Origin of the sequence: Paenirhodobacter sp. (genome assembly GCF_041916475.1) — a bacterium.
Lineage (GTDB): Bacteria > Pseudomonadota > Alphaproteobacteria > Rhodobacterales > Rhodobacteraceae > Rhodobacter.
The window spans coordinates 55,394-77,438 of the sequence record NZ_JAYRZN010000009.1 but is presented as its reverse complement, the minus strand read 5'-3'; the positions used below and the strand labels follow the sequence as shown (position 1 = coordinate 77,438).

The following is a 22,045-nucleotide window of genomic DNA, read 5'->3' as shown; positions in this document are numbered from 1 at the left end:
CCCGGCCACCATGGCAAATTTCGCGGCGCCTGGGCTAGAGGCGCGTGACCATCACCCGCGCGGTGCCGTGGTTGTTGTTGTAGAACACCCAGGGCAACCAGCGGACGTCATTGACGAAGAACAGCAGCGGGCCGTTCACTGGCGCGGTGAATTCCGCGGTGAAATCACCCTCCGGCGTGGTCGTCCCGGAGGCAAGCGGGATCATCGGGCCGCCACGGCCGATCTGGACCACGGCAGACATCAGCGGCGCCTCCACCCGGCGGAAGGGGGCCGAGGTGCGCATGATCCAGCTCTGCCGGCTGACGCCCGCCAGTGTGGCCGGGTATGTGTCATCGCGGAAGGGTGTCAGGGTCCGGGCGCTCAGGCGATAGCGGACGCCGGCCTCGACGGTAATCCCGAGCGGCTGGCAAGGAGAGCGGGCGTCAATTTCTGTCGCCGGTGTGCCGCCCTGAGTGAGCGTCGGCGCCGCCTGTGCGACCACAATGCAATGCGCCGAAGCATGGAGCCATCCGGGGCAGACCCATGTGATGAGTGCAATGCCTCCCAAGATGAGATAGGCGCACAATGTCAGCAGCAGCCCAGCCGCGAAGAACCGCTCCACCGGCTTGTCGCCCATGCGCGGATCTTTCTCCTCCGGCGCCTGGATGAAGCCATCCTGCTTCTGTGCGGCCCAGGCGAGGGCCGCGCGGTCGCGCAGCCGGTCCGCCATGCCGGAGGCCCGTGAGAACAGCACCGCAGCCACGATCACGAGTACGCCCAGGGCCAGAAGTGGCAGGGCCGCGCCCGCGCTCCGCCAGGCCCAGATCAGCGCCAGCCCGATTACCCCGGGCAGCAGGATCAGCAGCCGGTTCAGCAGGCGGCGGGTGCGGATCTCGGCGCCGATCCCGGCCATATCCGCGGAGGCCAGAGACGGGATCGGTGCGCCGCCCACCACATTGATGCCATTGCGGATGGCGAAGGGGGCATAGACATCCGCGCTGTCTTCGATCTTTTTGGCGACGCTGGGGGCGGCGGTCTGGCCGCGGTCCACGAAGCGCGGCTCGTAGCGGTAGAAGGCGGCCATGCCGTCGCGGGAATTGTGGATCGGGGCGCGCGGGAAGGCATTGTCCGCGAGGGCATCGAGCGCACCGGCCCGGAACCGCAGCCCGCTTTCCCCCGCCATCCACTGCAGCGGCTCGACCGAGGCGTGATCGTCGGGATAACCGCCGCCGATATCCGAATGCACCCCGGCGAACCAGCGCTCGGTCACGCTCTGCCAGCTGCGTGCGGTGGCATCGAACCGCATGTGCCGGAAGCTGAGGCGCTCCTCATCTATGGCGAGCGCATGGCGTGCCTCCCGCACCGAGGCGGAGCAGACATTGTTGGAGAAGGTCAGCGGAATGACCCAGCGGCTCAGGAAGGTGCGGATTTCCTCCACCGGTACGCCGAAGGCCTCCACCGTCTCGAACACACCGAGGAAATCCACCATCACCCCCGGCCCCGGAGGCGTGTTGACCGGCGGATCGGGCAGGTCGTTGCGGCGCACCGGGCCGCGTTCGGTGAAGCGGATCTCGTCTTCCAGAACACTGTGCAGATCGTGGCCGCGAAACCTGCGCCAGCCCGATACGACCCTGTCGCGCAGGCCGCGCATGGCGACGACCGTCCAGCCGAGGCCATCCTTGCGGGTGAAGGTCGCGGCGCGATAGGCGCGCCAGGCCCCCATGGTGTTGCGCTTCATCTCCTCGGTGGAGACCTGAGCGCCCTTGCGTTCGCGCGGCATCAGGCCCTGCCGGGTGATGAGCCCGGCCAGGGTACGCACGGTGAAGGAGCCGCGGCTGAAGCCGATCAGCACGATCCGGTCCCCGGGGGACCAGTTCCAGCACAGGAAGCGGTAGAACTTGCGCACGTTCTGCGGCGCGCCGAAGCCGGTGGCCGCATCGAACATGCGCAGCAGGGTGTTCGACTGCGTGCCGACGCCGGGCATGTAGCGCGCGATCTGCGCCGGGTTCGAGGATTTGTCCAGCGCGCAATACATCCGCCAGACGTTCGTCTGCTGCCGGGTGAAGGCATTGCCGGTGCCATCGGCGAAGATCACGATGGTGCGGCTCTCCGGCGTGCCCTCCGCTGGCTTCGACGGGCCGGAGATGGGGGCGGTGGTGCTCATGGCGGTCCTTCTCGCGGCTCAGCGCCCGATATTGCGCGCCTCGTGGTGATCCTTCAGGCGCTCCTTCGCGATCTTGTCGCCAAAATACCGGGCCAGGAGCCCGATCCCCAGAGCCGCGACCGAGCCGCCAAGGCCCGGGATCGTGCTGGCGGCAACCGCGGCCGCACCCTGCGCTACCAGCTGCAGCACGGAGCCATCTGCGAACATGGTGGGCAGCATGTCGAACATGGTGCGCGGGTCACCCTTCACCACCGGGGCGATCGCGGTGAACAGCGACAGGATCCGCTCCATCTCCGGATTGCGGGCCAGTATATCCGGGGGCAGGGCCTGGCGCAGCTCGGTCGCGAGGCGCACAAGATCCGGCGAGGCACCCGATTGCAGCCCGCGCAGCGCCGTCCGCGCGGTCTCGAGCAGCGACTGGAGGCGCTCGGTATTCTGTACCGCCTGCGGATCGGCCAGCACCGCGGTGATCTGGCCCAGGACCGCCTCCACCGCCTGCGGCTGCGCCGGGGCCGCCGCGCTATCGGCGCCCGCGACGATGGCGCTGCTGCCGATCCCGAGCCCGCCAAGCGTGGTGGTGATGAGGCCGAGCAGCCGGGTGCGGCGGGCTTCGGTCATGGTCACCGAGCCCTTGGCGACGAGGTCCTTCTCCGTCGCGGCCATGCGCTCGTACGAGATCGGGCGCTGGGGCGCGAGGTTCAGCTGCTGCACGGTGGCGGCATCGGCGGTGCCGGTGGGGGCGAGGCCGTTGTCGGCCTGAAAGCCGAGCAGGGCCGAGCGCGTGAGCGTACCGAACACCCCGTCCACCGCGCCGAGGCTGTAGCCCGCATCCTTCAGCGCCTGCTGCAGCGCCTTTACATTGGCGCCGCTGTCGCCCAGGCCCAGGGGCGCGGGCACCATGGCCACCCCGGTGATGGCCACCCCGCTGCGCGGATCCATCGGCACCACCGGCACCTCCACATCATAGGAGCGCAGGTCACAGCGGTCGATCAGCTCCACCAGCTTCGCGCCATACCGCGGGTCGGTCGCATAGACGCCGGTGAGCGCATGGGCGAAGGCCACCGGATCGTGCCGCAGCGCCATCGCCTTCGCATAATAGCGCGAGGTCGCGAGCAGGCGGGCGTGATGCGAGAACGCCTCGTCGAAGCTGTTGAACTTGCGAAACCGCGCCTGGATCCGGATCTCGCGCCCGTTCACCACTTCCTTGGTGAGGGCGAGGACATAGGGCTCGCCCTCGCGCGCCTTGATCCCGAACGGGTTGTTCGAAAGCGGCGGCATGCTCTTGCCGTTGCCGCTTTCGAGGATGAACTGCGCCAGCGTCACGCAGGTGGGCACCCCCCAGAGCAGCTGCGAGGCCTGCGCGGCCTGGATTATCGCGGCAGTGAGGCCGCGCTCGGGCTGCTCGCGCAGGGCAGAAGAGGTAGGTGCGGAGGAGAGGGCGAAGATTTCCTCGGGCTCTGCCTCGGGCTCCGGGCCGGTCTCTTCGAGCGGCGGGCGGTCGCTCGGGACTTTCGGCGCGGGCGGGGCGCCGGGGCCTGCCCATTGCGCAATGGCGGCCTGCAGGGTCTCGGCCCAGTCGCTGTCGCCGCCGGGGGGGTAGTCTCCGGCGCGCAGGCGCTCGATCGTCGTGCCGATCAGCTGCAGATGCGGGCGCTCCCAGCTCAGCGGCTCCAGCCCGTGCTTGCGGCCGATTTCGTGCAGCTGGTCCCAGGCCCTGGCCAGCACGCCATTGGCGCTCCAGCTCCATTTTCCGTCGATGAACAGCACGAAATCCGCAGCCAGCCCATATTGGTGATAGGAGGTCCAGGGGCGTGCATTGGTCACGATGTCGCCCGGGGCGGTGCGCCCCTGTGCGAACAGCATCGCCTGGCGTTCGGGGCTGCGATAGCTTTCAAACAGGCGGAAGGGGAGGTTCGCGGCGCGGACATCTTCCAGTACGCCCACCACGGCGGCCCGGACGACGGGATGCAAACCTTCCAGGTCCGCGCGGCGAGCGGCGGCTGCGGGCATAATATGCCTCCTGTATCAACAAACAGATAAACTGAAGTTATTTCGGCAACTATAGCGCAGAAATGAGCGATTCGACGTAATATTGTTTTTCAATGATTGCGCCGAGGTAGCGGGCGGCGGCCCGACGGCGCCGCCATTCGGCTGCGGCGATGATGACGGGCGCCGGAAGCACCCGATAGCAGCGCTGCCGCATGCCGGGCGCAACCTTCTGCCGCGGCGATGCCCGGCACTCTCGCTGGCGGGGCCACAGGCGCGCAGGCCGGGCGGCGCGCCGGGGATGCGGCTTCGGCTAGGCGCGGGCTGGTGTCTTGGCGGCCGGGCGGCGAGTCGGCGCCGCGGGACGGGGGATGAAACTTCTGCGCAGGCGATGTGGCGGGAGTTCGGTTCCCTGTCCGCGCCCGAATAAAAAACGACCTGTTTTATAGATTTTTATTTGGCCGGGCGCTCATATCGGCGCAGTTCCTGCAAGGAGAGCCCGATGACCCGCCAGATCCGTTTCAATGCGTTCGAGATGAACTGCGTGGCCCATCAGTCGCCGGGGCTGTGGACATGGCCCGGCGACCGCTCCTGGCAGTACAAGGACGTGGAATACTGGACCGATCTGGCCCGGATCCTGGAGGGCGGCCGCTTTGACGGTGTCTTCATCGCCGATGTGATCGGCTATTACGACGTCTATCGCGGCGGCAACCGCGACGCGATCCGCGAGGCCGCGCAGATCCCGGTGAACGATCCGCTGCAGCTGGCGGTGCCGATCTCCATGGCGTCGGAGCATCTGGGCATCGGCATCACCGCCTCCACCAGCTTCGAGCACCCCTATACCTTCGCGCGCCGGCTGAGCACGGCGGACCATCTGACGAAGGGCCGGGTCGGGTGGAACATTGTCACCTCCTATCTGGAGAGCGGGGCGAAGAACGTGGGCGAGGCGGGCCTGCGCCGCCACGACAACCGCTATGAAGTGGCGGCCGAATATCTGGAGGTCATCTACAAGCTGCTGGAAGGCAGCTGGGAGGATGGCGCGGTTCTGCGCGATCGGGCGCGGGGGATCTTTGCCGACCCTGCGAAGGTGCATGAAATCGGCCATCGCGGGAAATATTTCGATGTGCCGGGCTATCACCTCTCCGAGCCCTCGCCGCAGCGCACGCCGGTGCTGTATCAGGCCGGGGCGAGCAAGGCAGGGCTGGAATTTTCCGCGCGCAACGCCGAATGCGTGTTTGTCTCGGCGCCGACGAAGGCAGTGCTGCGCCGCTATGTGCAGGCGCTCAGGGCCGAGGGCGTGGCGGCGGGGCGGGGCCCGCGCGACCATCTGATCTACAACCTCACCACGGTGATCGTCGACGAGACCGATGCCAAGGCGCAAGCGCTCTATCAGCGCTACCTGGACCATGTCTCGCAAGACGGCGCGCTGACCTTCATCTCCGGCTGGAGCGGGGTGGATTTCGCCCGCTATGCCCCGAGCGACCCGGTGCGGAAGGTGGAGACCAACGCCGTCCTGTCGCTGCTCGAGCATTTCACCGAAGACCGCGAATGGAGCGTGGCGGAGCTGGCGAAATGGGGCGGTATCGGCGGCCTTGGCCCGGTGATCGTGGGCGGGCCCGAAACCGTGGCCGACAAGCTGCAGGAATGGCAGGAGGAAACCGACGTGGACGGCTTCAACCTGGCCTATGCCGTGGCGCATGAGACCTTCGCCGCGGTCGCGGGGCTCCTGGTGCCCGAACTGCAGCGCCGCGGCGTCTATCAGCGCGAGTACCGCCCTGGAACCCTGCGCGAGAAGCTGTTTGGCCAGGGCACCCGGCTTTCCGCGCCGCATCCCGGCGCCCAATGGCGCGACCTCGGCGCGCGGCTGCGTGCCGCGACCGCCGCCGAATGACCCCTTTCCCCCGTTTCCGGAGTATCCCATGAAATCCGCTCTTCTCCTTTCTGCCGCCCTCGCGCTCGTTGCCGGTGCCGCCAGCGCCGATGCGGAAAAGCCGCTCGCGGGCAAGACCATCGGCATCACCACCATCCGCGCCGACAACCAGGCGGACCGGCTGTTCTATCAAAGCGCGGTGGCCGAAGTGGAGGCGCTCGGCGGCAAGGTGATCGGCCTCGACGCCCAGTCCAACGACCAGACCCAGATCGCCCATATCCAGACCCTGATCGCGCAGAAGCCCGATGCGGTGATCGAGATCCGTTCCTGTCCACGCTGGCGCTGCTGTTCATCGGGCAATCGGCGCAGCGGCTGCTCACCGGGGGCGGCAAGCCGATCAATCTCGGCAAGCGGGCCTATGCCGATGTGCTGGGCGCCATCGGGCGCTCAAGCTTCCTCGGTATCCCGACGCCGGTCTGGGTCTTCCTCGCCGTCGTGGCGCTGGCCTGGGTGGTGATCCATCGCGGTCGGCTCGGGCGCGAGGTCTCGGCCATCGGCGCGGCCCCCGAAGCCGCGCTCTATTCCGGCATCAGTACGCGCGTGGCGCTGGCGAAGGTCTGGCTGACGGCTGCGCTGCTGAGCGCCATCGCCGGGATCCTGCTCACCGCGACCGTGCGCTCCTATATCCCGCTCTCGGGCAACGGCTATCTGCTGGACGCGATCGGCGCGGCCTTCATCGGTACGACGCTGCGCCAGGACGGGCGGCCCTCGATCCACGGCACGGTGACGGGCGTTCTGCTGCTGGGCATGGTGCGCAACGGGCTGCTGCTGGTGGGCTGGAACTTCTACTGGCAGCAGGTCGGGATCGGGGTGCTGGTCTTTGCGGTGCTGGCGCTGAGCTACGGGCTGCGGCGCCGCGGCTGAAGGCCTCCCGCCCGGCCAGGGGCGGGAGGCGTCGGCTCAGATCAGGTGGCGCGGGATCGCCTCGGACCAATCGCGGCGCGCCACTTCCTCGGCCCCCTCATAGGCGGTCAGCTGCCCGCTCAGGTGGAAATGCGTGGCATCCGAGGTCATCTCGGTCACGGTTTCCACCCGGGTGCGCCAGCCCTCGCGGCCCATCTCGTAGCTCTGCGTCAGCACATAGCGCGCCGAAAGCGGGTCCTCCGGACGGATCGTGAGCTCGCGGCGCAGGTTGTGGGCCAGCTCGGTGCCGATCTCGTCGAACCGCACCACGCCTTCGCCGAACAGCCCGCCCCGCCCTTCGGTGACATAGCTCGCAACCCCCGTCAGATGGTCGAAGGAGGATTGCCGCAGCATCATGCCCGGGTCCGTCTGCGTCATCGGCGTGCGTGGGCCATGGGCGGGGGGGGCGAAGAGCACCTCCGCCTGCGGCAGGCTCAGGTCGCGGACCGGCAGCGACAGCACCGAGCCCGCCGGGCGCAGCGTGACCGTGGCCGCGGTGGGCGCGGGCCAGATCGCGGGCCAGTAGGCCGTGCCCACCGAGACCCGGATCCGGTGCCCCGGCAGGAACCGGTGCCCGCAGGCCGAGAGCGTGACCTTCACCCGGTAGCTCTGGCCGGGCTCCAGCGGCGCGGGGGTCTCGTGGCTGTCGCGGTGGGTCAGGTTCAGCACCTGATAGGAGACGCGCAGCACCTCGCGCGTGGGCAGCACATCGCACAGCCGCACGCCCAGCTGCGCCACCGGCGCATCGGCGCTCAGCTCCAGCTCCAGCTCCGGTGCGCCGAGGATCTCGATCGCCTCCTGCAGGGGGGGGGTGGTGAAATTCAGCGATCCGCCGTCGTCCAGCCGCTGATCCGTCGGCATTTCGCCCTCGCAGCCGGTGCCCATCCATTCGCCCGCCGCGCGGCCATGGTCCTGCGGCGAACAGATCGGCAGCAGCGCCCCGCCTGCCTCCGGCTCGGCGGCCAGCGCCCCGTCGGCATGCAGATGCAGCAGCTGCGCCCCGATCGCCGGGCTCGGCCATTCGGCCTCGCCGACCCAGCGGCCGGGCTGCGCGGTGCGGGTGCCGGTGGGCAGGACCGGATCGTTGATATAGGCGCGCAGCTTCGGCTCCGCCATCACGCCGGTATCCTCGCCCTTCAGCCACTGGTCCCACCAGCGCACGGCCTCCTGCAGGAAGCCGATCGCGGGGCCGGGCACGCCGTCATGCGGATAGATATGGCCCCAGGGCCCGATGATGCCGCGCGCGGGCACCTGCAGCTTTTCAAGGAGGCGCGGCACAGTGTTGGTATAGCTGTCGGCCCAGCCGCCCACCACCATCACCGGGCACTGGATGGCGGACCAGTCCTCCTGCACCGAGCCGTGCTTCCAGTAGGCGTCGTAGGTCTGGTGTTCGGTCCAGAGCGCCGGGAAGAACGGCAGCGTCGCGATCCGGTCCAGCCAGCGCGCGCGCCAGCCTTCGCCCGCGAGCGCAGGGTCCAGCGGCCGGGTCTGATAGGCCAGCATGATCGAGCCCCACCAGAGGTTGTCGTTCAGCAGGCAGCCGCCCATGAAGTGGATGTCGTCGCGGAAGCGGTCGTCGGTGGAATAGCAGGTCAGGATCGCCTTCAGCGCCGCCGGGCGCCGCATCGCGACCTGCAGGCAGTTGAACCCCGACCAGCTCTTGCCCATCATCCCCACATTGCCAGAGCACCAGCCCTGCGCGGTGATCCAGTCGATCACCTCGAGCGCATCGTCCTGCTCCAGCTTCAGGTATTCATCGGCCATATGGCCTTCGGAATCGCCGGTGCCGCGGATATCGACGCGCACGGCCGCATAGCCGTTCTGGGCGAAGAACCCGTGCATCGGCTCGTCGCGGCCGCGGGTGCCGTCGCGCTTGCGGTAGGGGATATATTCCAGAACCGCCGGGACGGGCTTCGCGCGCGCCCCTTCGGGAAGCCAGATCCGGGCCGCGAGGCGGGTGCCGTCGCGCAGCGTGATCCATGTGTTTTCAATAACTTCTATGTTGTTTTGCGGGTTCATTCTGCCCTCCGAAGGCATGTCAGCAGGCGGAGGGCGCAGCGCGCCCCCTGCGGGATTTCGTGGGGTGAAGGGGGCTCAGCGCGCGGCCATGACCTCGTCGAGCCAATCGGTGCGCAGCTGCGGCACGGCCTCCAGAAGCCGGCGCGTGTACGGGTCTTGGGGATAGGCAAACAGCGGCGCGGTTTCGCCGGTTTCCACCACGCGGCCCTTCTGCATCACCATCACCCGGTCCGCGAGGCGCTGCACCACCGACAGATCGTGGGTGATGAACAGATAGGTCATCCCGAGCTCGTCCTGCAGCTTGCGCAGGAGCCGCAGGATTTCCTCCGCGACCAGCGGATCGAGCGCGGAGGTGACCTCGTCGCAGATCATCAGCTCGGGCTCCGCCGCCAGCGCCCGCGCAATACAGACGCGCTGCTTCTGCCCGCCCGACAATGCCGCGGGCAGGCGGGAGGCGAAATCGGCGGGTAGGCCGATCTGATCCAGAAGCCGCGCGGTCTCCTCTGCAAGCGCCCGCCCGCGCAGGCCGCGAAACAGCGCGAGCGGCCGCCCGATCGCCTCGCCCACCGTCTGGCGCGGGTTCAGCGCCACATCGGGCAGCTGATAGACCAGCTGGATCCGGCGCAGCTGATCGGGGGTGCGGGCGCGGAAGCGAGGGGGCAGGGGGCTGCCATCGAAGCGCACGGCGCCGCTTGCGGGCGGCAGCAGGCCCGAGACCAGCCGCGCCAGCGTGGATTTGCCAGAGCCGGATTCGCCCACCACCGCCAGCGTCTCGCCGCGCTTCAGCTCCAGCGAGACATCGTGCAGCACCTGCGTCTGGCCATAGAAGGCGTTTACGCGCTCCACCTGCAAGAGCGCCTTGCCGGTGCGGTGATGCGCCCCGGAGACGGCGCCGAGGCTCTCGCGCCGCTCGGAGACGAGCTGCCGGGTGTACTCCTGCTGCGGCGCCTCCAGCAGCCGGGCGGTGGGCCCGGTCTCCACGTCGCGGCCATGGCGCAGCACCATCAGCCGGTCGGCGATCTGGGCGATCACCGCGAGGTCGTGGGTGATGTAGAGCGCCGCGGTGCCATAGCGCCGGATCACCTCGCGCAGGAGCGCCAGCACCTCGATCTGCGTCGTCACATCGAGCGCGGTGGTGGGCTCGTCCAGCACCAGGATGTCGGGCTTGCCCGCCATCGCCATGGCGATCATCGCGCGCTGCAGCTGCCCGCCCGAGACCTGGTGCGGATAACGCGCGCCGAAATGCTCCGGGTCGGGCAGTTGCAGCGCCCGGAACAGCTCCAGCATCCAGGCGCGGGCCTCGGCCTCGGGCATCAGCCCGTGCAGGAGCGGCACTTCCAGGATCTGCGTATCGAGGCGCATCGCCGGGTTGAAGGCGGCGGCGGCGCTTTGCGCCACATAGGCGATGCGGGTGCCGCGCAGGGCCTCGCGGGTAGGCCGCGTGGCGGTGCGCATCTCCGTGCCCACCAGGCGGATCTCGCCGCCGGTGATGCGGCAGCCGCCACGGCCATAGCCCATGGAAGCAAGGCCGATGGTGGATTTGCCGGCGCCGGATTCCCCGATCAGGCCAAGCACCTCGCCCGGGTTCAGATCGAGCGACACGCCATGCAGCAGCACCGCGCCATTCGGGGCCTCGACCCGCAGGTCACGGATCTCAAGGACATGGCTCATCGGTTTTCCCCCTGTACGGTGGTGCGTCCGGCCAGGGCCCAGTCGACGACGAGATTGACCCCGATGGTGACGCGCGCGATCGCGCCGGCCGGGAACAGCGGCGCATAGAGGCCGTAGAGAATGCCCTGCTGGTTGTCGCGCACCATGCCGCCCCAATCCGCGAAGGGAGGCTGCACGCCGAGGCCGAGATAGGACAGCCCGGCCACGAACAGGAAGGTGAAGCAGAAGCGCATGCCGAATTCGGCCATCAGCGGCGGCAGGGCATTGGGCAGGATCTCGCGGCGCAGCATCCACCACAGGCCCTCGCCGCGTAGGCGGGCGACCTCGGCATATTCCATCACCACGATCCCCTGCGCGACCACGCGCGACAGGCGGAACACGCGGGTGCTGTCCAGCAGCGCGATGGTGCCGATCAGCACCGGCAGGCTGGAGCCGAGCGCCTGCAGCACCACCAGCGCGGAAATGAGGACCGGGATCGACATGATCACATCGACGAAGCGCGCGCCGATGAGATCGGGCCAGCCACCGGTGAGTGCGGCCAGAAACCCGAGCGGGATCCCGATGCAGAAGGAGATGAGCACCGCCGCGAGCGACACGCCCACCGACATCTGCGCGCCGTACAGCAGCCGCGAAAGCATGTCGCGCCCATTCTGATCGAGCCCGAGCAGGTGCGCGGCGGAGGGGTCGGCGAAGGGCGTGCCCAGCACCTCCTCCTGTCCGAAGGGCGCGAGCATGGGCCCGAACACGAACAGCACCACCGTGGCCGCCACGATCAGCAGGCCGAGCGCGGCCGAAAGCGGCAGCCGCCCGAAAACCGGAAGGGTCATCTCATGCCTCCTTCGCGCGCGGATGGCGCAGGCGCGGGTTCAGCGCGATGGCCGCCACATCGGCCACCATGTTCAGCACGACATAGACCGCGGCAAAGACCATCGCCGCCGCCTGCACCATCGGCAGGTCGCGTTTGGATACGGCATCGACCATGAACCGGCCGAGCCCGTTGTAATTGAAGATCGCCTCGACCAGCACGACGCCCGCGATCAGATAGGTCAGGTTGAAGGCCACCACGTTGACGATCGGCGCCAGCGCGTTGGGGGCGGCATGGCGCAGCACCACGCGGCCGTTCTTCATGCCCTTCAGGAAGGCGGTTTCGATATAGGGCTGGTCCATCACCGCAAGAACGGTGGTGCGGGTCATGCGCATGATCTGCGCCACGGTGACGAGCACCAGCACCAGCATCGGCAGGGTGGTGGCTTCCAGCCAGGCGGCGAGGCCCATGCCAGACCAGGTATCCGCGAGGCTCGGCAGCAGCCCGTATTGCACCGAGACGAACAGGATCAGCAGCAGGCCGAGGAAATATTCGGGCAGCGAGACCGTGGCCAGCGCCACCACATTCGCCACCCGGTCGAAGAGCGAGCCGCGGAACGCGGCCGAGGCGATGCCGAGGCCCACCGCCAGCGGCACCGCGATCACCGCGGCATAGCCCGCCAGCGCCATCGTGTTCCAGAACCGCGGCCAGAGCAGGTCTCCCACCGGCTGGCGGTTCGCGAGGGACTGGCCGAGATCGCCCTGCACGATGCCCGCGGCCCAGCCGAGGTAGCGCGCGACCGGCCCGGCGTTCAGCCCGAGCTGCTCGCGCAGCGCGGCGAGCGATTCCGGCGTGGCATTCTGCCCGAGGATCGCCGCGGCGACATCGCCGGGCAGGAGCTCCGTGCCGGCAAATACCAGCACGGAGACCAGGGCGAGGGTCACGACCCCCAGCCCCAGACGTTGCACAATGAGCCGCCCCATCAGCCCAGCCAGACCTTTTCGGCGAGACGCGCGCCCATCAGGTTGAACATCGGATGCGGGGTCACGCCCTTCACCTTCTTCGACACGCCATCGAGATAATCGCCGAACATCGGGATCATCGCGCCGCCCTCGTCATGGATCATGCGCTGCAGCTCCCAGTAGATCTCGCGGCGCTTTTGCTCGTCCAACAGCGCGCGGGCCTCGGTGAGCAGCCGGTCGAAATCGGCATTGGCCCAATGGGTGTCGTTCTGTGCCGAGGCCGAGGAATAGGCGATGGTCAGCATCTGATCCGCCGTCGGCCGCCCGCCCCAGTAGGACATGCAGAACGGCGCCTTCATCCAGACATTGTCCCAGTAGCCATCGGCGGGCTCGCGCTGGATCGTCACGTCGATGCCCGCGGGGGCCGCCGCCGTGCGGTAGATCGCCGCCGCATCGACCGCGCCCGGGAAGGCCGCGTCCGAGCTTTGCAGCGTGAGCTTCAGCCCGTCCATACCGGCCTGCTTCAGGTAGAACTTCGCCTTTTCCGGGTCATAGGCGCGCTGCGCCAGATCCTTGTTGAAGAAGCGGTCGGTGACCGGGATCGGGTGATCGTTGCCCAGCGTGCCATAGCCCAGCAGCGCGGTTTTCAGCAGCTGCTCGCGGTTCACCGCATGTTTCACCGCCTGGCGCACGTTCAGGTCGGTGAAGGGCGCCTGGGTGCAATCCATCAGGAAGGTGTAGTGCTGCCCGCCCTTGGAGCGCACGATCTCCAGGTTCTTGTTGCGCGCGAGCAGATCCACGGTCTTGAAATCCAGGCTGTTGATCGCATGCACCTGGCCCGACATCAGCGCATTGGTCCGCGCCGCGATGTCGTTGATCACGATCACCTCGACCGCATCCACATTGGCGCAGCCGGGCTTCCAGTAGTTCGGGTTGCGGGTGAAGCGGGCGCGCACGCCGGGCTCGATGCTTTCCGGAATGAACGGGCCGGTGCCGATGGGCTTCGCCCAGTCGGTGAAGCCATCGGGCACCACCAGGAAGTGGTAATCCGACAGCACATAGGGCAGGTCGGCGTTGCCCGAGGCCAGCGTGATCTTCACCGCATGATCGGAGAGCTTCTGCACATCGGCGAAGGCCGCCGCGACCGAGCGTGCAGCCGAGGAGCTGTCGCCGCGGTGCAGGTTCAGCGAATAGATCACGTCATCGGCGCTCAGCGTCTTGCCGTTGTGGAAGGTCACGCCCTGACGGACCTGGAACACCCATTCCACTGCGCCCTCACCGGTCTCCCAGCTCTCGAACAGCTCGGGCCGGGCGATGTTGTCGGCGTCGATCTCGACGAGCCCGTTCATCACCATATAGGCCTGGTTCACCGGCACCCAGTCGTTGAGCTTGCGCAGGTCGAAATCGTCGGTGGTGGAGCCGCCGCCAATGCCCATGCGCAGCAGACCGCCGCGCTTGGGCGCCTCTTCGGCCCGCAGCCGCCCGGGCAAGAGCGAGAGCGCCGAAAGCCCCGCCGCACCGGCCAGAAGGCCGCGTCGGCCGATCCGCAAGGAAGTTCCGTCTGTCATCATGTCACGCGCGCCGCGGTGACGGCGCCTCCCTGTGTTCTGGGCCCTGGACAGGCCGCTTGGATAGCGCAAAGCCTAGGGAGCACGGCCCGGGAGGCAAATGACTTTCTGTCATACCCCTGTGACAATCGGGCAGGTGTCAGCCCGCGACGCCATGCCGGTTGCTGGCGATGAGCCAGTCCGAGAGGCGCTTTGCCGCCGTCCGCTGGTGGCGCTGCGTGGAGCGCATGAGGTAATAGCGCCCCTGGCCCCGGAGCCGGTGCGGATGCGCCTCCACCAGCCGCCCTGCGTCGATCAGATCCTGCACCAGCCAGGCCCAGCCCATGGCCACGCCGATCCCCTGCATTGCCGCCTCGATCGCGAGGCGATAGCTGCCCATCTTCCAGCGCATCGTCGTATCAGGCAGGGCCACATCGGCGGCGAAGAGCCAGTTGCCCCAGTCCGTCCATTCCTTGAACGTCTCCTCCATCGTCAGGAGCAGCGGCGCCTCCATCTCCGTCAGCGGCGGCAGGCCCGGGGCCATCACCGGAACCAGCTCCTCGGGGCCGAGCGGCTCCATCACGAAATCCGCCATCCTCACCGGGCGGTGATAGATGGCAAGGTCGTATTCGTCGGGCCGCAACTGCGATATGTTCTCATCCACCCGCAGCTTCAGCTCCAGCCAGGGCAGCTCGGCGCGCAGCGCCGCGAGCCGCGGCAGCACCCACAGATCCGCCACCCCCTGGGAGCAGGCCAGCACCACCCGGCGGCTGTCGCGCATGCCCTGCATGCCTTCGCCCAGCACCGAGAGCGCATCCATCGCCTGGCCGACCTGCAGCGCATATTCCTGCCCGAGCGCATTCAGCGCCACGCCCGCGGCGGTGCGCTCGAACAGCACCGCGCCGACATGGTCCTCCAGCCGCGCGATCTGCCGGCTGACGCCGCTCTGGGTCAGGCCAAGCATTTGCGCGGCCGCGGAAATGGAGCCGCAGCGGGCCACCGTCTGGAAGGCGATCAGGGCATTGAGGGGCGGGATGCGCAGGCCGGTCATGGCGGTCTCGGGGGCTGGTCCTGGGGCTCGGGGAGGGGCGGGGGAAGCCCCCGCGCGGCGCCATGAAATTTCATCATGGCCCCATACGCAAGCCATCCCTTGCGGTTTTTTTCGCCTCGGCTACGCAGGCGCCGTCGCGCGGGCCGTCCTGGCGCCGCGCGGGGCGGAAATTTCGGCCGGGTCCGCACCGGTGTTGTCGGAGTGACGGGCGTGAGCTTGCCTGATCTGGTCGGTCTTGTCGGGGCCGTGTTTTATCTTGGTGCCTATGGTCTGCTGCAACTGGGCATGCTGTCGCTGCGCGACTGGCGCTATGCGGGGCTGAACGTTCTGGGCGCGGTGGCGCTGATCGGCTCGCTGATCTGGAACTGGAACCTGGGCGCGATGGTCTCGCAAAGCGCCTGGCTGCTGTTCACGGTGGTGGGCTTCCTGCGCAACATGCCGCAGCGGCGCACCGCCTGAGCGTGGGCGCCGGGCGCCTGCCTGCGGCCCGGACGCTGCATCGTTTTCCCCGGCCCCGGCCAAACGCCGGGGCCGGTTTCCGTTTGGCGATTCCCCTCTGGCCCGCGCCGCGAAACGATGCGCGCTGCACCGTGGCGGCCCGATGCGCAGCCCGTGCCCGTCCAGTGGCAGAACGTCGCGCCACGATGTTGATCCGGAGTCTTTTTCGCGTCATTCTGTGTCGGAAATGCTCGACGGTTCCGGCCTGCTGGCCGTTAATGTCTCAGGCCAGATCGGGGCGTTGACCCCGGCCTAGATGAGCCGCGACGGCGCCCCCCGTCGCATGTGTCCAGAACCGCCTCCATGAGTAGGCAAGAGGTGCCAGATGCTGAGCCAAAGCGACATCCATGCAAAGCTTGCGGCGCGCCGCCCGAATTATTCCCTCGAACGGGACCTGTATTGCGACGAGGGGGTCTTCAAGGCCGATCTCGAGCAGATCTGGTACAAGGAGTGGCTGTTCGCGATCCCGGCCGCGCAGCTGACCAAGACCGGCGCCTATGCCACGCTGCAGATCGGGGCCTATCCGATCGTCGTGGTGCGCGGGGCCGATGGCGCCATCCGCGCCTTCCACAACGTCTGCCGCCACCGTGGCCAGAAGCTCTGCGCCAAGGACACCGGCTCGGCGCCGAAGATCGTCTGTCCGTATCACCAGTGGACCTATGAGCTCGATGGCCGTCTGCTCTACGCAAAGGACATGCAGCAGGGCTTCGACCCGGCCGCGCATGGGCTGAAGCCCGTCGCCTGCAAGAACATCGGCGGCATGGTCTTCGTCTGCCTCGCCGGGGATCCGCCGGATACCGCGCTGCTGGAAGAGAAGCTCACCACCTATCTCGCGCCCTCGGGCATCACCGAAGCGAAGGTCGCCCATACCTCGACCATCATCGAGAACGGCAACTGGAAGCTGGTGTTCGAGAACAACCGCGAATGCTACCACTGCGGCGGCTCGCACCCCTCGCTGTGCCGCACCTATTCGGACAGCCCGACGATGACCGCGATGGACGGCCCCGACAGCGCCGCGCCGGAAATTCTCGATCACTGGAAACGCTGCGAGGCCGCGGGCATCCCGTCGCGCTTCACCAACCACCCGACGATGCAATGGCGCCTGGCGCGGATCCCGCTGCTGAACAACGCCGAGAGCTACACCATGAGCACCAAGCGTGCGGTGAACAAGCTGATGGGCCAGATGCCCTTCCATGACGCGGGCTCGCTGCTGTTCTATCTCTATCCGAACACCTGGAACCACTTCCTGGCGGATCATGCGATCGTGTTCCGCGTGCTGCCGATCAGCCCGACGGAGACCCAGGTCACCACGACCTGGCTGGTGCCGAAGGATGCGGTCGAAGGGCAGGACTACAACCTGAAGGAGCTGATCGAGGTCTGGGAAGCGACCAACGACGAAGATCGCCGTGTGGTCGAGGAAAACCAGAAGGGGATCCTTTCGCCCGCCTATGAGCCCGGCCCCTATTCGACCGTGGTCGAGGAAGGCGTGATCCAGTTCGTGGACTGGTATGCGAACCTGATGCAAGACCGGCTGGCGCCGCGCCCTGCACTGGCCGCAGAATAATCCGTAGCTCGATCGGAGACGAGAATGGCGAAATCGCGCCTCAACTGGACCGCCGCGCCCTGGGATGACTCGGAGCAGCTCGAATGTGCCATGGTGGTGCCTGAGACGCCCGATACCGCCACCTTCACCTTCCGCGCGCCTTCGGGCGCGTGGTTCGACTACCAGCCGGGGCAGTTCGTCACGCTGGACTTGCCGGTACCGGGCGGCAACGTGCAGCGGACCTATACGATCTCGTCCTCGCCCTCGCGGCCGCTGTCCATCTCGGTCACGGTGAAGGCACAGCGTGACAGTATCGGCACCCGCTGGATGCTGGACCATCTGAAGCCCGGGATGCGGATCAAGGCCTATGGGCCTTCGGGGATCTTCTCCTCGCACCGGCACCCGGCGAAGAAATACCTGTTCATCTCGGCCGGGTCGGGCGTGACGCCGATGGTGTCGATGACGACCTGGATGTGGGATTCGGGCGAGATGCCCGATATCGTTTTCGTCCACGGCGCCCGCAGTCCCTCGGAAATCATCTTCCGCGAGCGGCTGGAGCAGATGGCAAACCGCGTGCCCGGGCTGCAGCTGCGTTTCACCGTGGAGCATACCGATCCATTCCGGGCCTGGCATGGCTATCTCGGGCGGCTCAATCAGATCATGCTGGGGCTTATGGCGCCCGATTACCTGGAGCGGGAAGTGTTCTGCTGCGGGCCGGAGCCGTTCATGCAATCGGTGCGCGATATGCTGATCGCGCTCGGCTACGACATGGAGCACTATCATCAGGAGAGCTTTGGCGCGCCGGTACGGACCGAAGCCGAGGAACCGGTGATTGTCGATGTGGTTCCGGAGGAAGGGGTCAAGGCCGAGGTCGTGTTCACCGACAGCGGGATCACCACGCCCTGCTCGGAGACCGATACGATCCTCGCTGTGGCGAAGCGCTCGGGGCTGAATATTTCCTCGGGCTGTACCTTCGGCCTGTGCGGCACCTGTAAGATCAAGAAGGTCTCGGGCGAGGTGCACATGGTGCACAACGGCGGAATTTCGGACGAGGATATCGAGGAGGGCTACATCCTGGCCTGTTGCTCGAATCCGATGGGCCGGGTTGAAGTCGAAGTCTGATTTTCCAGGTAGACCAAACGGAAACGCCCGGCCTTTCGGCCGGGCGTTGACCTATGAGCGACCACCTGTCGCCGCATGCGGCGGCAGGTGTCCGCGGGATCCGCCGGAAACGGCGGATCATGCTGCGGCGGATTGACCGGGCGTGTAGTTCAGGATCGGCGCAAGCCAGCGTTCGGCTTCTTCCATCGGAATTCCCTTCCGGCGGGCGTAATCCTCAACCTGATCGCGTTCGACCTTGGCCACGCCGAAATAATACGCGTCCGGATGGCCGATATAGAGCCCCGAAACCGAGGATCCCGGCCACATCGCCATGCTTTCCGTCAGGGTGACACCGGTGGTCGACTCGGCGTCCAACAGATGGAACAGGGTTACCTTCTCGGTGTGATCCGGCTGTGCGGGGTAGCCCGGGGCCGGGCGGATGCCGCGGTAGGGCTCGCCGATCAGGTCTTCAGGCGCGAAGGTCTCTTCGGCCGCGTAGCCCCAGTAGTCCTTGCGGACGCGCTCGTGCAGCAGCTCCGCCATCGCTTCCGCGACCCGATCCGCCAGCGCCTTCACCATGATCGCGCCATAATCGTCGTTTGCCCGTTCGTAGCGGGCGGCGATCTCGTTTTCCTCCGGCCCTGCCGTCACCACGAAGCCGCCGACCCAGTCGCGCACCGTCCCCATCGGCGCCACGAAATCGGCCAGCGCCACGTTCGGGCGGCCATCGCGCTTCGATGTCTGCTGGCGCAGGGTGTGCAGCGTGGCCAGTGGATGCGCGCGGGTTTCGTCGGCAAACAGCACGATATCGTCGCCCACCGTATTGGCCGGCCAGAAGCCCACCACCGCCCGCGGCCGGAACCAGTTGCCCTCCACGATCTGCGCGAGCATCGCCTGCGCATCGGCATAGAGCTGCCGCGCCGCCTCGCCCTGCTTCTCGTCCTCCAAGATCCGGGGGTATACGCCTTTTAGCTCCCAGGTCTGGAAGAACGGCGTCCAGTCGATATAGCGCGCGATTTCGGCCAGATCCCAGTCATCGATCACGCGAAGGCCCGTGAAGCCGGGCTCGGCCACGCTGTAGGAGGCCCAGTCCACCTTCAGCGCATTGCGCCGCGCCTCGGCCAGCGGCAGGCGCCGTTTCGCGGCTTCGGCGCGCTCGTGGCGCTCGGCCACGTCCTGGTATTCGTTCCGGATCTGCGCGATGTAGCCCGCCTTCTGCTCCGGGCTCAGCAGCGCCGAGACCACGCCCACCGCGCGCGACGCATCCGTCACATAGACCGCCTGGCTATGCGTATAGCGCGGCGCGATCTTGACCGCGGTATGGACCTTCGAGGTGGTCGCCCCGCCGATCAGCAGCGGAATGCTGAAGCCTTCGCGCTCCATCTCGGCCGCCATATGCACCATCTCGTCGAGCGAGGGTGTAATCAGCCCCGACAGCCCGATCGCATCCACCTTCTCGGCCCGGGCGACCTCCAGGATCTTCTGCGGCGGCACCATCACGCCGAGGTCGATGATCTCGTAATTGTTGCACGCCAGCACGACGCCGACGATGTTCTTGCCGATGTCGTGCACATCGCCCTTCACGGTCGCCATCAGGATCTTGCCCGCAGCCTCGCGCGCGCCGTCCTTCTCGGCCTCCATGTAGGGCAGCAGCACCGCCACCGCCTGCTTCATCACCCGGGCGGACTTCACCACCTGCGGCAAGAACATCTTGCCCGCGCCGAACAGGTCTCCGACCACGTTCATCCCGGCCATCAGCGGGCCTTCGATCACATGCAGCGGGCGCTCGGCCGCGAGCCGGGCCTCCTCGGTGTCTGCCTCGATGAATTCGGTGATGCCGTTCACCAGCGCATGCTCGATCCGCTTCGCCACCGGCCATTCGCGCCAGCCGAGGTCGCGCGCCTTCTCCTCCCGCGCGCCGCCCTTGAAGCGCTCGGCCACCTCCAGCATGCGGTCGGTCGCATCGGGGCGGCGGTTCAGCACCACATCCTCGCAGGCCTCGCGCAGCTCGGGCTCGATCTGGTCATAGACCGCGAGCTGGCCCGCATTGACGATGCCCATGTCCATGCCCGCCTGAATGGCGTGATAGAGGAACACCGCATGCATCGCCTCGCGCACCGGCTCGTTGCCGCGGAAGGAGAAGCTCAGGTTCGACACCCCGCCCGAGACATGCGCATAGGGCAGGTTCGCGCGGATCCAGCGCGTGGCCTCGATGAAATCGACGCCGTAATTGTTGTGCTCCTCGATCCCCGTCGCCACGGCGAAGATGTTCGGGTCGAAGATGATGTCTTCGGGCGGGAAGCCCACCTGATCCACCAGCACCCGGTAGGCCCGGGCGCAGATCGTGGTCTTGCGTTCGAAGGTATCGGCCTGGCCGGTCTCATCGAAGGCCATGACCACCACCGCCGCGCCATAGGCGAGGCAGAGCGTCGCGTGGTGGATAAACGCCTCCTCACCCTCCTTCAGGCTGATCGAATTGACGATCGGCTTGCCTTGCACGCATTTCAGCCCGGCCTCGATCACCTCCCATTTGGAGCTGTCGATCATCACCGGCACGCGGGCGATATCGGGCTCGGCGGCGAGCAGGTTCAGATAATCGACCATCGCCGCCTTGGAGTCGATCAGGCCCTCGTCCATGTTGATGTCGATCACCTGCGCGCCGTTTTCTACCTGCTGGCGCGCCACTTCCAGCGCGGCGGCATAGTCGCGGTTGGTGATCAGCTTGCGGAATTTGGCGGAGCCGGTGACGTTGGTGCGCTCACCCACGTTCACGAAGGGGATGTCCGGGGTAAGGACGAAGGGTTCGAGGCCGGAGAGGCGCAGGTAACGGGTCATCGGGGGCCTCAGAACTGGCGGGGCGGAAGGGAGGCGACGGCGTCGGCAATCGCGCGGATATGCTCGGGCGTGGTGCCGCAGCAGCCGCCGACCACGTTCACCAGCCCGTCGCGGGCGAAATCGGCGACCTGGCGGGCGGTCTCGGCGGGGCCTTCGTCATACTGGCCGAAGGCATTGGGCAGGCCCGCATTCGGATAGGCGCAGATCCGGGTATCGGCGACCGCGGCAATCTCCGCCAGGTGCGGGCGCATGGCGGCCGCGCCGAGCGCGCAGTTGAAGCCCACGGTGAACGGGTTGGCATGCTTCACCGAATGCCAGAAGGCGGTGGGCGTCTGGCCGCTCAGCGTGCGCCCGGAGGCATCGGTGATCGTGCCCGAGATCATCAGCGGCAGCTGCTGGCCATGCTCGGCGAAGGCCTCGAGGCAGGCGAAGATCGCGGCCTTGGCGTTCAGCGTATCGAAGATCGTCTCGATCAGGATGATGTCGGCGCCGCCCGCAATGAGGCCGCGCACCTGCTGGCCATAGGCCAGGCGCAGGTCATCAAAGCTGACCGCGCGGTAGCCGGGGTCGTTCACATCGGGGCTGATCGAGGCGGTGCGGTTGGTGGGGCCGACGGCTCCGGCGACGAAGCGGGGCCGGCCGTCCTCGGCCGTCGCGCGGTCGAGCGCGCGGCGCACGATCCGCGCGCCCTCGCGGTTGAGCGCGAAGACCTGCTCCTCCATCGCATAATCCGCCTGGGCGATGGTGGTGGAGGAAAACGTATTCGTTTCAACGATATCCGCCCCGGCCTTCGCGTAGCGGTAGTGAATATCCTCGATCGCTTGCGGCTGCGTCAGGATCAGCAGGTCGTTGTTGCCCTTCTGCGGGTGGTCCGAATGGATATGGCAGGCGCAGCCCGTGCCCACATAATCCTCTTCGCTCAGCCCGAGGTTCTGGATCTGCGTGCCCATGGCGCCATCGAGGATCAGGATCCTGTCGCGGGCGGCGCTGTCAAGCGCGGCAAAGGATTTGGAGCGGGGCAGGCGGAAACTGAGCATGGCGGCCTCTTTTC

The 22,045-nt window shown here is 67.4% G+C and carries 15 protein-coding genes; 5 read left to right on the top strand and 10 right to left on the bottom strand.

Translation table 11 applies throughout. From position 1 onward, the window contains the following. Positions 1-34: 34 nt before the first annotated feature. Entirely contained in the window at positions 35-2,143 is a 2,109-nt protein-coding gene (locus ACOMG5_RS05645; RefSeq protein ID WP_420342812.1) for a DUF2235 domain-containing protein, read from the bottom strand. Between the two features lie 18 nt (positions 2,144-2,161). Beyond that, entirely contained in the window at positions 2,162-4,153 is a 1,992-nt protein-coding gene (locus ACOMG5_RS05640) for a glucosaminidase domain-containing protein (RefSeq protein ID WP_420342811.1), read from the bottom strand. Between the two features lie 478 nt (positions 4,154-4,631). Between ACOMG5_RS05640 and ACOMG5_RS05635 the strand changes: the two genes are divergently transcribed. Then, positions 4,632-6,020 carry an LLM class flavin-dependent oxidoreductase gene (locus tag ACOMG5_RS05635; RefSeq protein ID WP_420342810.1) on the top strand — a complete coding sequence of 463 codons (1,389 nt, stop codon included), beginning with the start codon at positions 4,632-4,634 and terminating at the stop codon, positions 6,018-6,020. A 33-nt stretch (positions 6,021-6,053) separates the two neighbouring features. After that, positions 6,054-6,923 (top strand): ABC transporter permease, encoded by an 870-nt coding sequence (locus tag ACOMG5_RS05630; protein WP_420342844.1) that lies wholly within the window; start codon positions 6,054-6,056, stop codon positions 6,921-6,923. A 36-nt stretch (positions 6,924-6,959) separates the two neighbouring features. On the opposite strand, the gene ACOMG5_RS05625 is transcribed toward ACOMG5_RS05630, so the two are convergent. From ACOMG5_RS05625 to ACOMG5_RS05600, 6 genes are all read right to left on the bottom strand, one after another. Continuing rightward, positions 6,960-8,981 (bottom strand): CocE/NonD family hydrolase, encoded by a 2,022-nt coding sequence (locus ACOMG5_RS05625; RefSeq protein ID WP_420342809.1) that lies wholly within the window; start codon positions 8,979-8,981, stop codon positions 6,960-6,962. 75 nt (positions 8,982-9,056) lie between these two features. After that, positions 9,057-10,652, bottom strand: a complete 1,596-nt coding sequence (locus ACOMG5_RS05620) for an ABC transporter ATP-binding protein (RefSeq protein WP_420342808.1) — start codon at positions 10,650-10,652, stop codon at positions 9,057-9,059. Next, positions 10,649-11,479, bottom strand: a complete 831-nt coding sequence (locus tag ACOMG5_RS05615) for an ABC transporter permease (protein WP_420342807.1) — start codon at positions 11,477-11,479, stop codon at positions 10,649-10,651. Before ACOMG5_RS05615 ends, ACOMG5_RS05620 begins: the two co-directional genes overlap by 4 nt. Before the next feature lies 1 nt (position 11,480). Continuing rightward, positions 11,481-12,440 carry an ABC transporter permease gene (locus tag ACOMG5_RS05610; RefSeq protein WP_420342806.1) on the bottom strand — a complete coding sequence of 320 codons (960 nt, stop codon included), beginning with the start codon at positions 12,438-12,440 and terminating at the stop codon, positions 11,481-11,483. Then, a complete protein-coding gene (locus tag ACOMG5_RS05605; protein WP_420342805.1) occupies positions 12,440-13,990 on the bottom strand; it encodes an ABC transporter substrate-binding protein in 1,551 nt (516 codons plus the stop codon). The genes ACOMG5_RS05610 and ACOMG5_RS05605 overlap by 1 nt, the downstream gene beginning before the upstream one ends. Positions 13,991-14,126: 136 nt before the next feature. After that, the gene (locus ACOMG5_RS05600) at positions 14,127-15,017 is read right to left on the bottom strand and encodes a LysR family transcriptional regulator (protein ID WP_420342804.1); all 891 of its coding nucleotides are present in this window, start codon (positions 15,015-15,017) and stop codon (positions 14,127-14,129) included. A gap of 201 nt (positions 15,018-15,218) precedes the next feature. Between ACOMG5_RS05600 and ACOMG5_RS05595 the strand changes: the two genes are divergently transcribed. The 3 genes from ACOMG5_RS05595 (at position 15,219) to ACOMG5_RS05585 (ending at position 18,180) form a co-directional block, all read left to right on the top strand. Next, a complete protein-coding gene (locus ACOMG5_RS05595) occupies positions 15,219-15,476 on the top strand; it encodes a CBU_0592 family membrane protein (RefSeq protein WP_420342803.1) in 258 nt (85 codons plus the stop codon). A 364-nt stretch (positions 15,477-15,840) separates the two neighbouring features. Further along, entirely contained in the window at positions 15,841-17,079 is a 1,239-nt protein-coding gene (locus ACOMG5_RS05590) for an aromatic ring-hydroxylating oxygenase subunit alpha (protein ID WP_420342802.1), read from the top strand. 24 nt (positions 17,080-17,103) lie between these two features. Continuing rightward, a complete protein-coding gene (locus tag ACOMG5_RS05585) occupies positions 17,104-18,180 on the top strand; it encodes a 2Fe-2S iron-sulfur cluster-binding protein (RefSeq protein ID WP_420342801.1) in 1,077 nt (358 codons plus the stop codon). A gap of 117 nt (positions 18,181-18,297) precedes the next feature. Here the strand turns inward: ACOMG5_RS05585 and metH are convergent, their stop codons facing one another. Then, positions 18,298-20,994, bottom strand: a complete 2,697-nt coding sequence (gene metH, locus ACOMG5_RS05580; RefSeq protein ID WP_420342800.1) for a methionine synthase — start codon at positions 20,992-20,994, stop codon at positions 18,298-18,300. An 8-nt stretch (positions 20,995-21,002) separates the two neighbouring features. Next, entirely contained in the window at positions 21,003-22,031 is a 1,029-nt protein-coding gene (locus tag ACOMG5_RS05575) for a homocysteine S-methyltransferase family protein (protein ID WP_420342799.1), read from the bottom strand. Positions 22,032-22,045: the final 14 nt, after the last annotated feature.

Coding starts and splice junctions, on each gene's coding strand:
- ACOMG5_RS05645 (WP_420342812.1), bottom strand. CDS start 2,143: ATGAGCACCACCGCCCCCATCTCCGGCCCGTCGAAGCCAGCGGAGGGC.
- ACOMG5_RS05640 (WP_420342811.1), bottom strand. CDS start 4,153: ATGCCCGCAGCCGCCGCTCGCCGCGCGGACCTGGAAGGTTTGCATCCC.
- ACOMG5_RS05635 (WP_420342810.1), top strand. CDS start 4,632: ATGACCCGCCAGATCCGTTTCAATGCGTTCGAGATGAACTGCGTGGCC.
- ACOMG5_RS05625 (WP_420342809.1), bottom strand. CDS start 8,981: ATGAACCCGCAAAACAACATAGAAGTTATTGAAAACACATGGATCACG.
- ACOMG5_RS05620 (WP_420342808.1), bottom strand. CDS start 10,652: ATGAGCCATGTCCTTGAGATCCGTGACCTGCGGGTCGAGGCCCCGAAT.
- ACOMG5_RS05615 (WP_420342807.1), bottom strand. CDS start 11,479: ATGACCCTTCCGGTTTTCGGGCGGCTGCCGCTTTCGGCCGCGCTCGGC.
- ACOMG5_RS05610 (WP_420342806.1), bottom strand. CDS start 12,440: ATGGGGCGGCTCATTGTGCAACGTCTGGGGCTGGGGGTCGTGACCCTC.
- ACOMG5_RS05605 (WP_420342805.1), bottom strand. CDS start 13,990: ATGATGACAGACGGAACTTCCTTGCGGATCGGCCGACGCGGCCTTCTG.
- ACOMG5_RS05600 (WP_420342804.1), bottom strand. CDS start 15,017: ATGACCGGCCTGCGCATCCCGCCCCTCAATGCCCTGATCGCCTTCCAG.
- ACOMG5_RS05590 (WP_420342802.1), top strand. CDS start 15,841: ATGCTGAGCCAAAGCGACATCCATGCAAAGCTTGCGGCGCGCCGCCCG.
- ACOMG5_RS05585 (WP_420342801.1), top strand. CDS start 17,104: ATGGCGAAATCGCGCCTCAACTGGACCGCCGCGCCCTGGGATGACTCG.
- metH (WP_420342800.1), bottom strand. CDS start 20,994: ATGACCCGTTACCTGCGCCTCTCCGGCCTCGAACCCTTCGTCCTTACC.
- ACOMG5_RS05575 (WP_420342799.1), bottom strand. CDS start 22,031: ATGCTCAGTTTCCGCCTGCCCCGCTCCAAATCCTTTGCCGCGCTTGAC.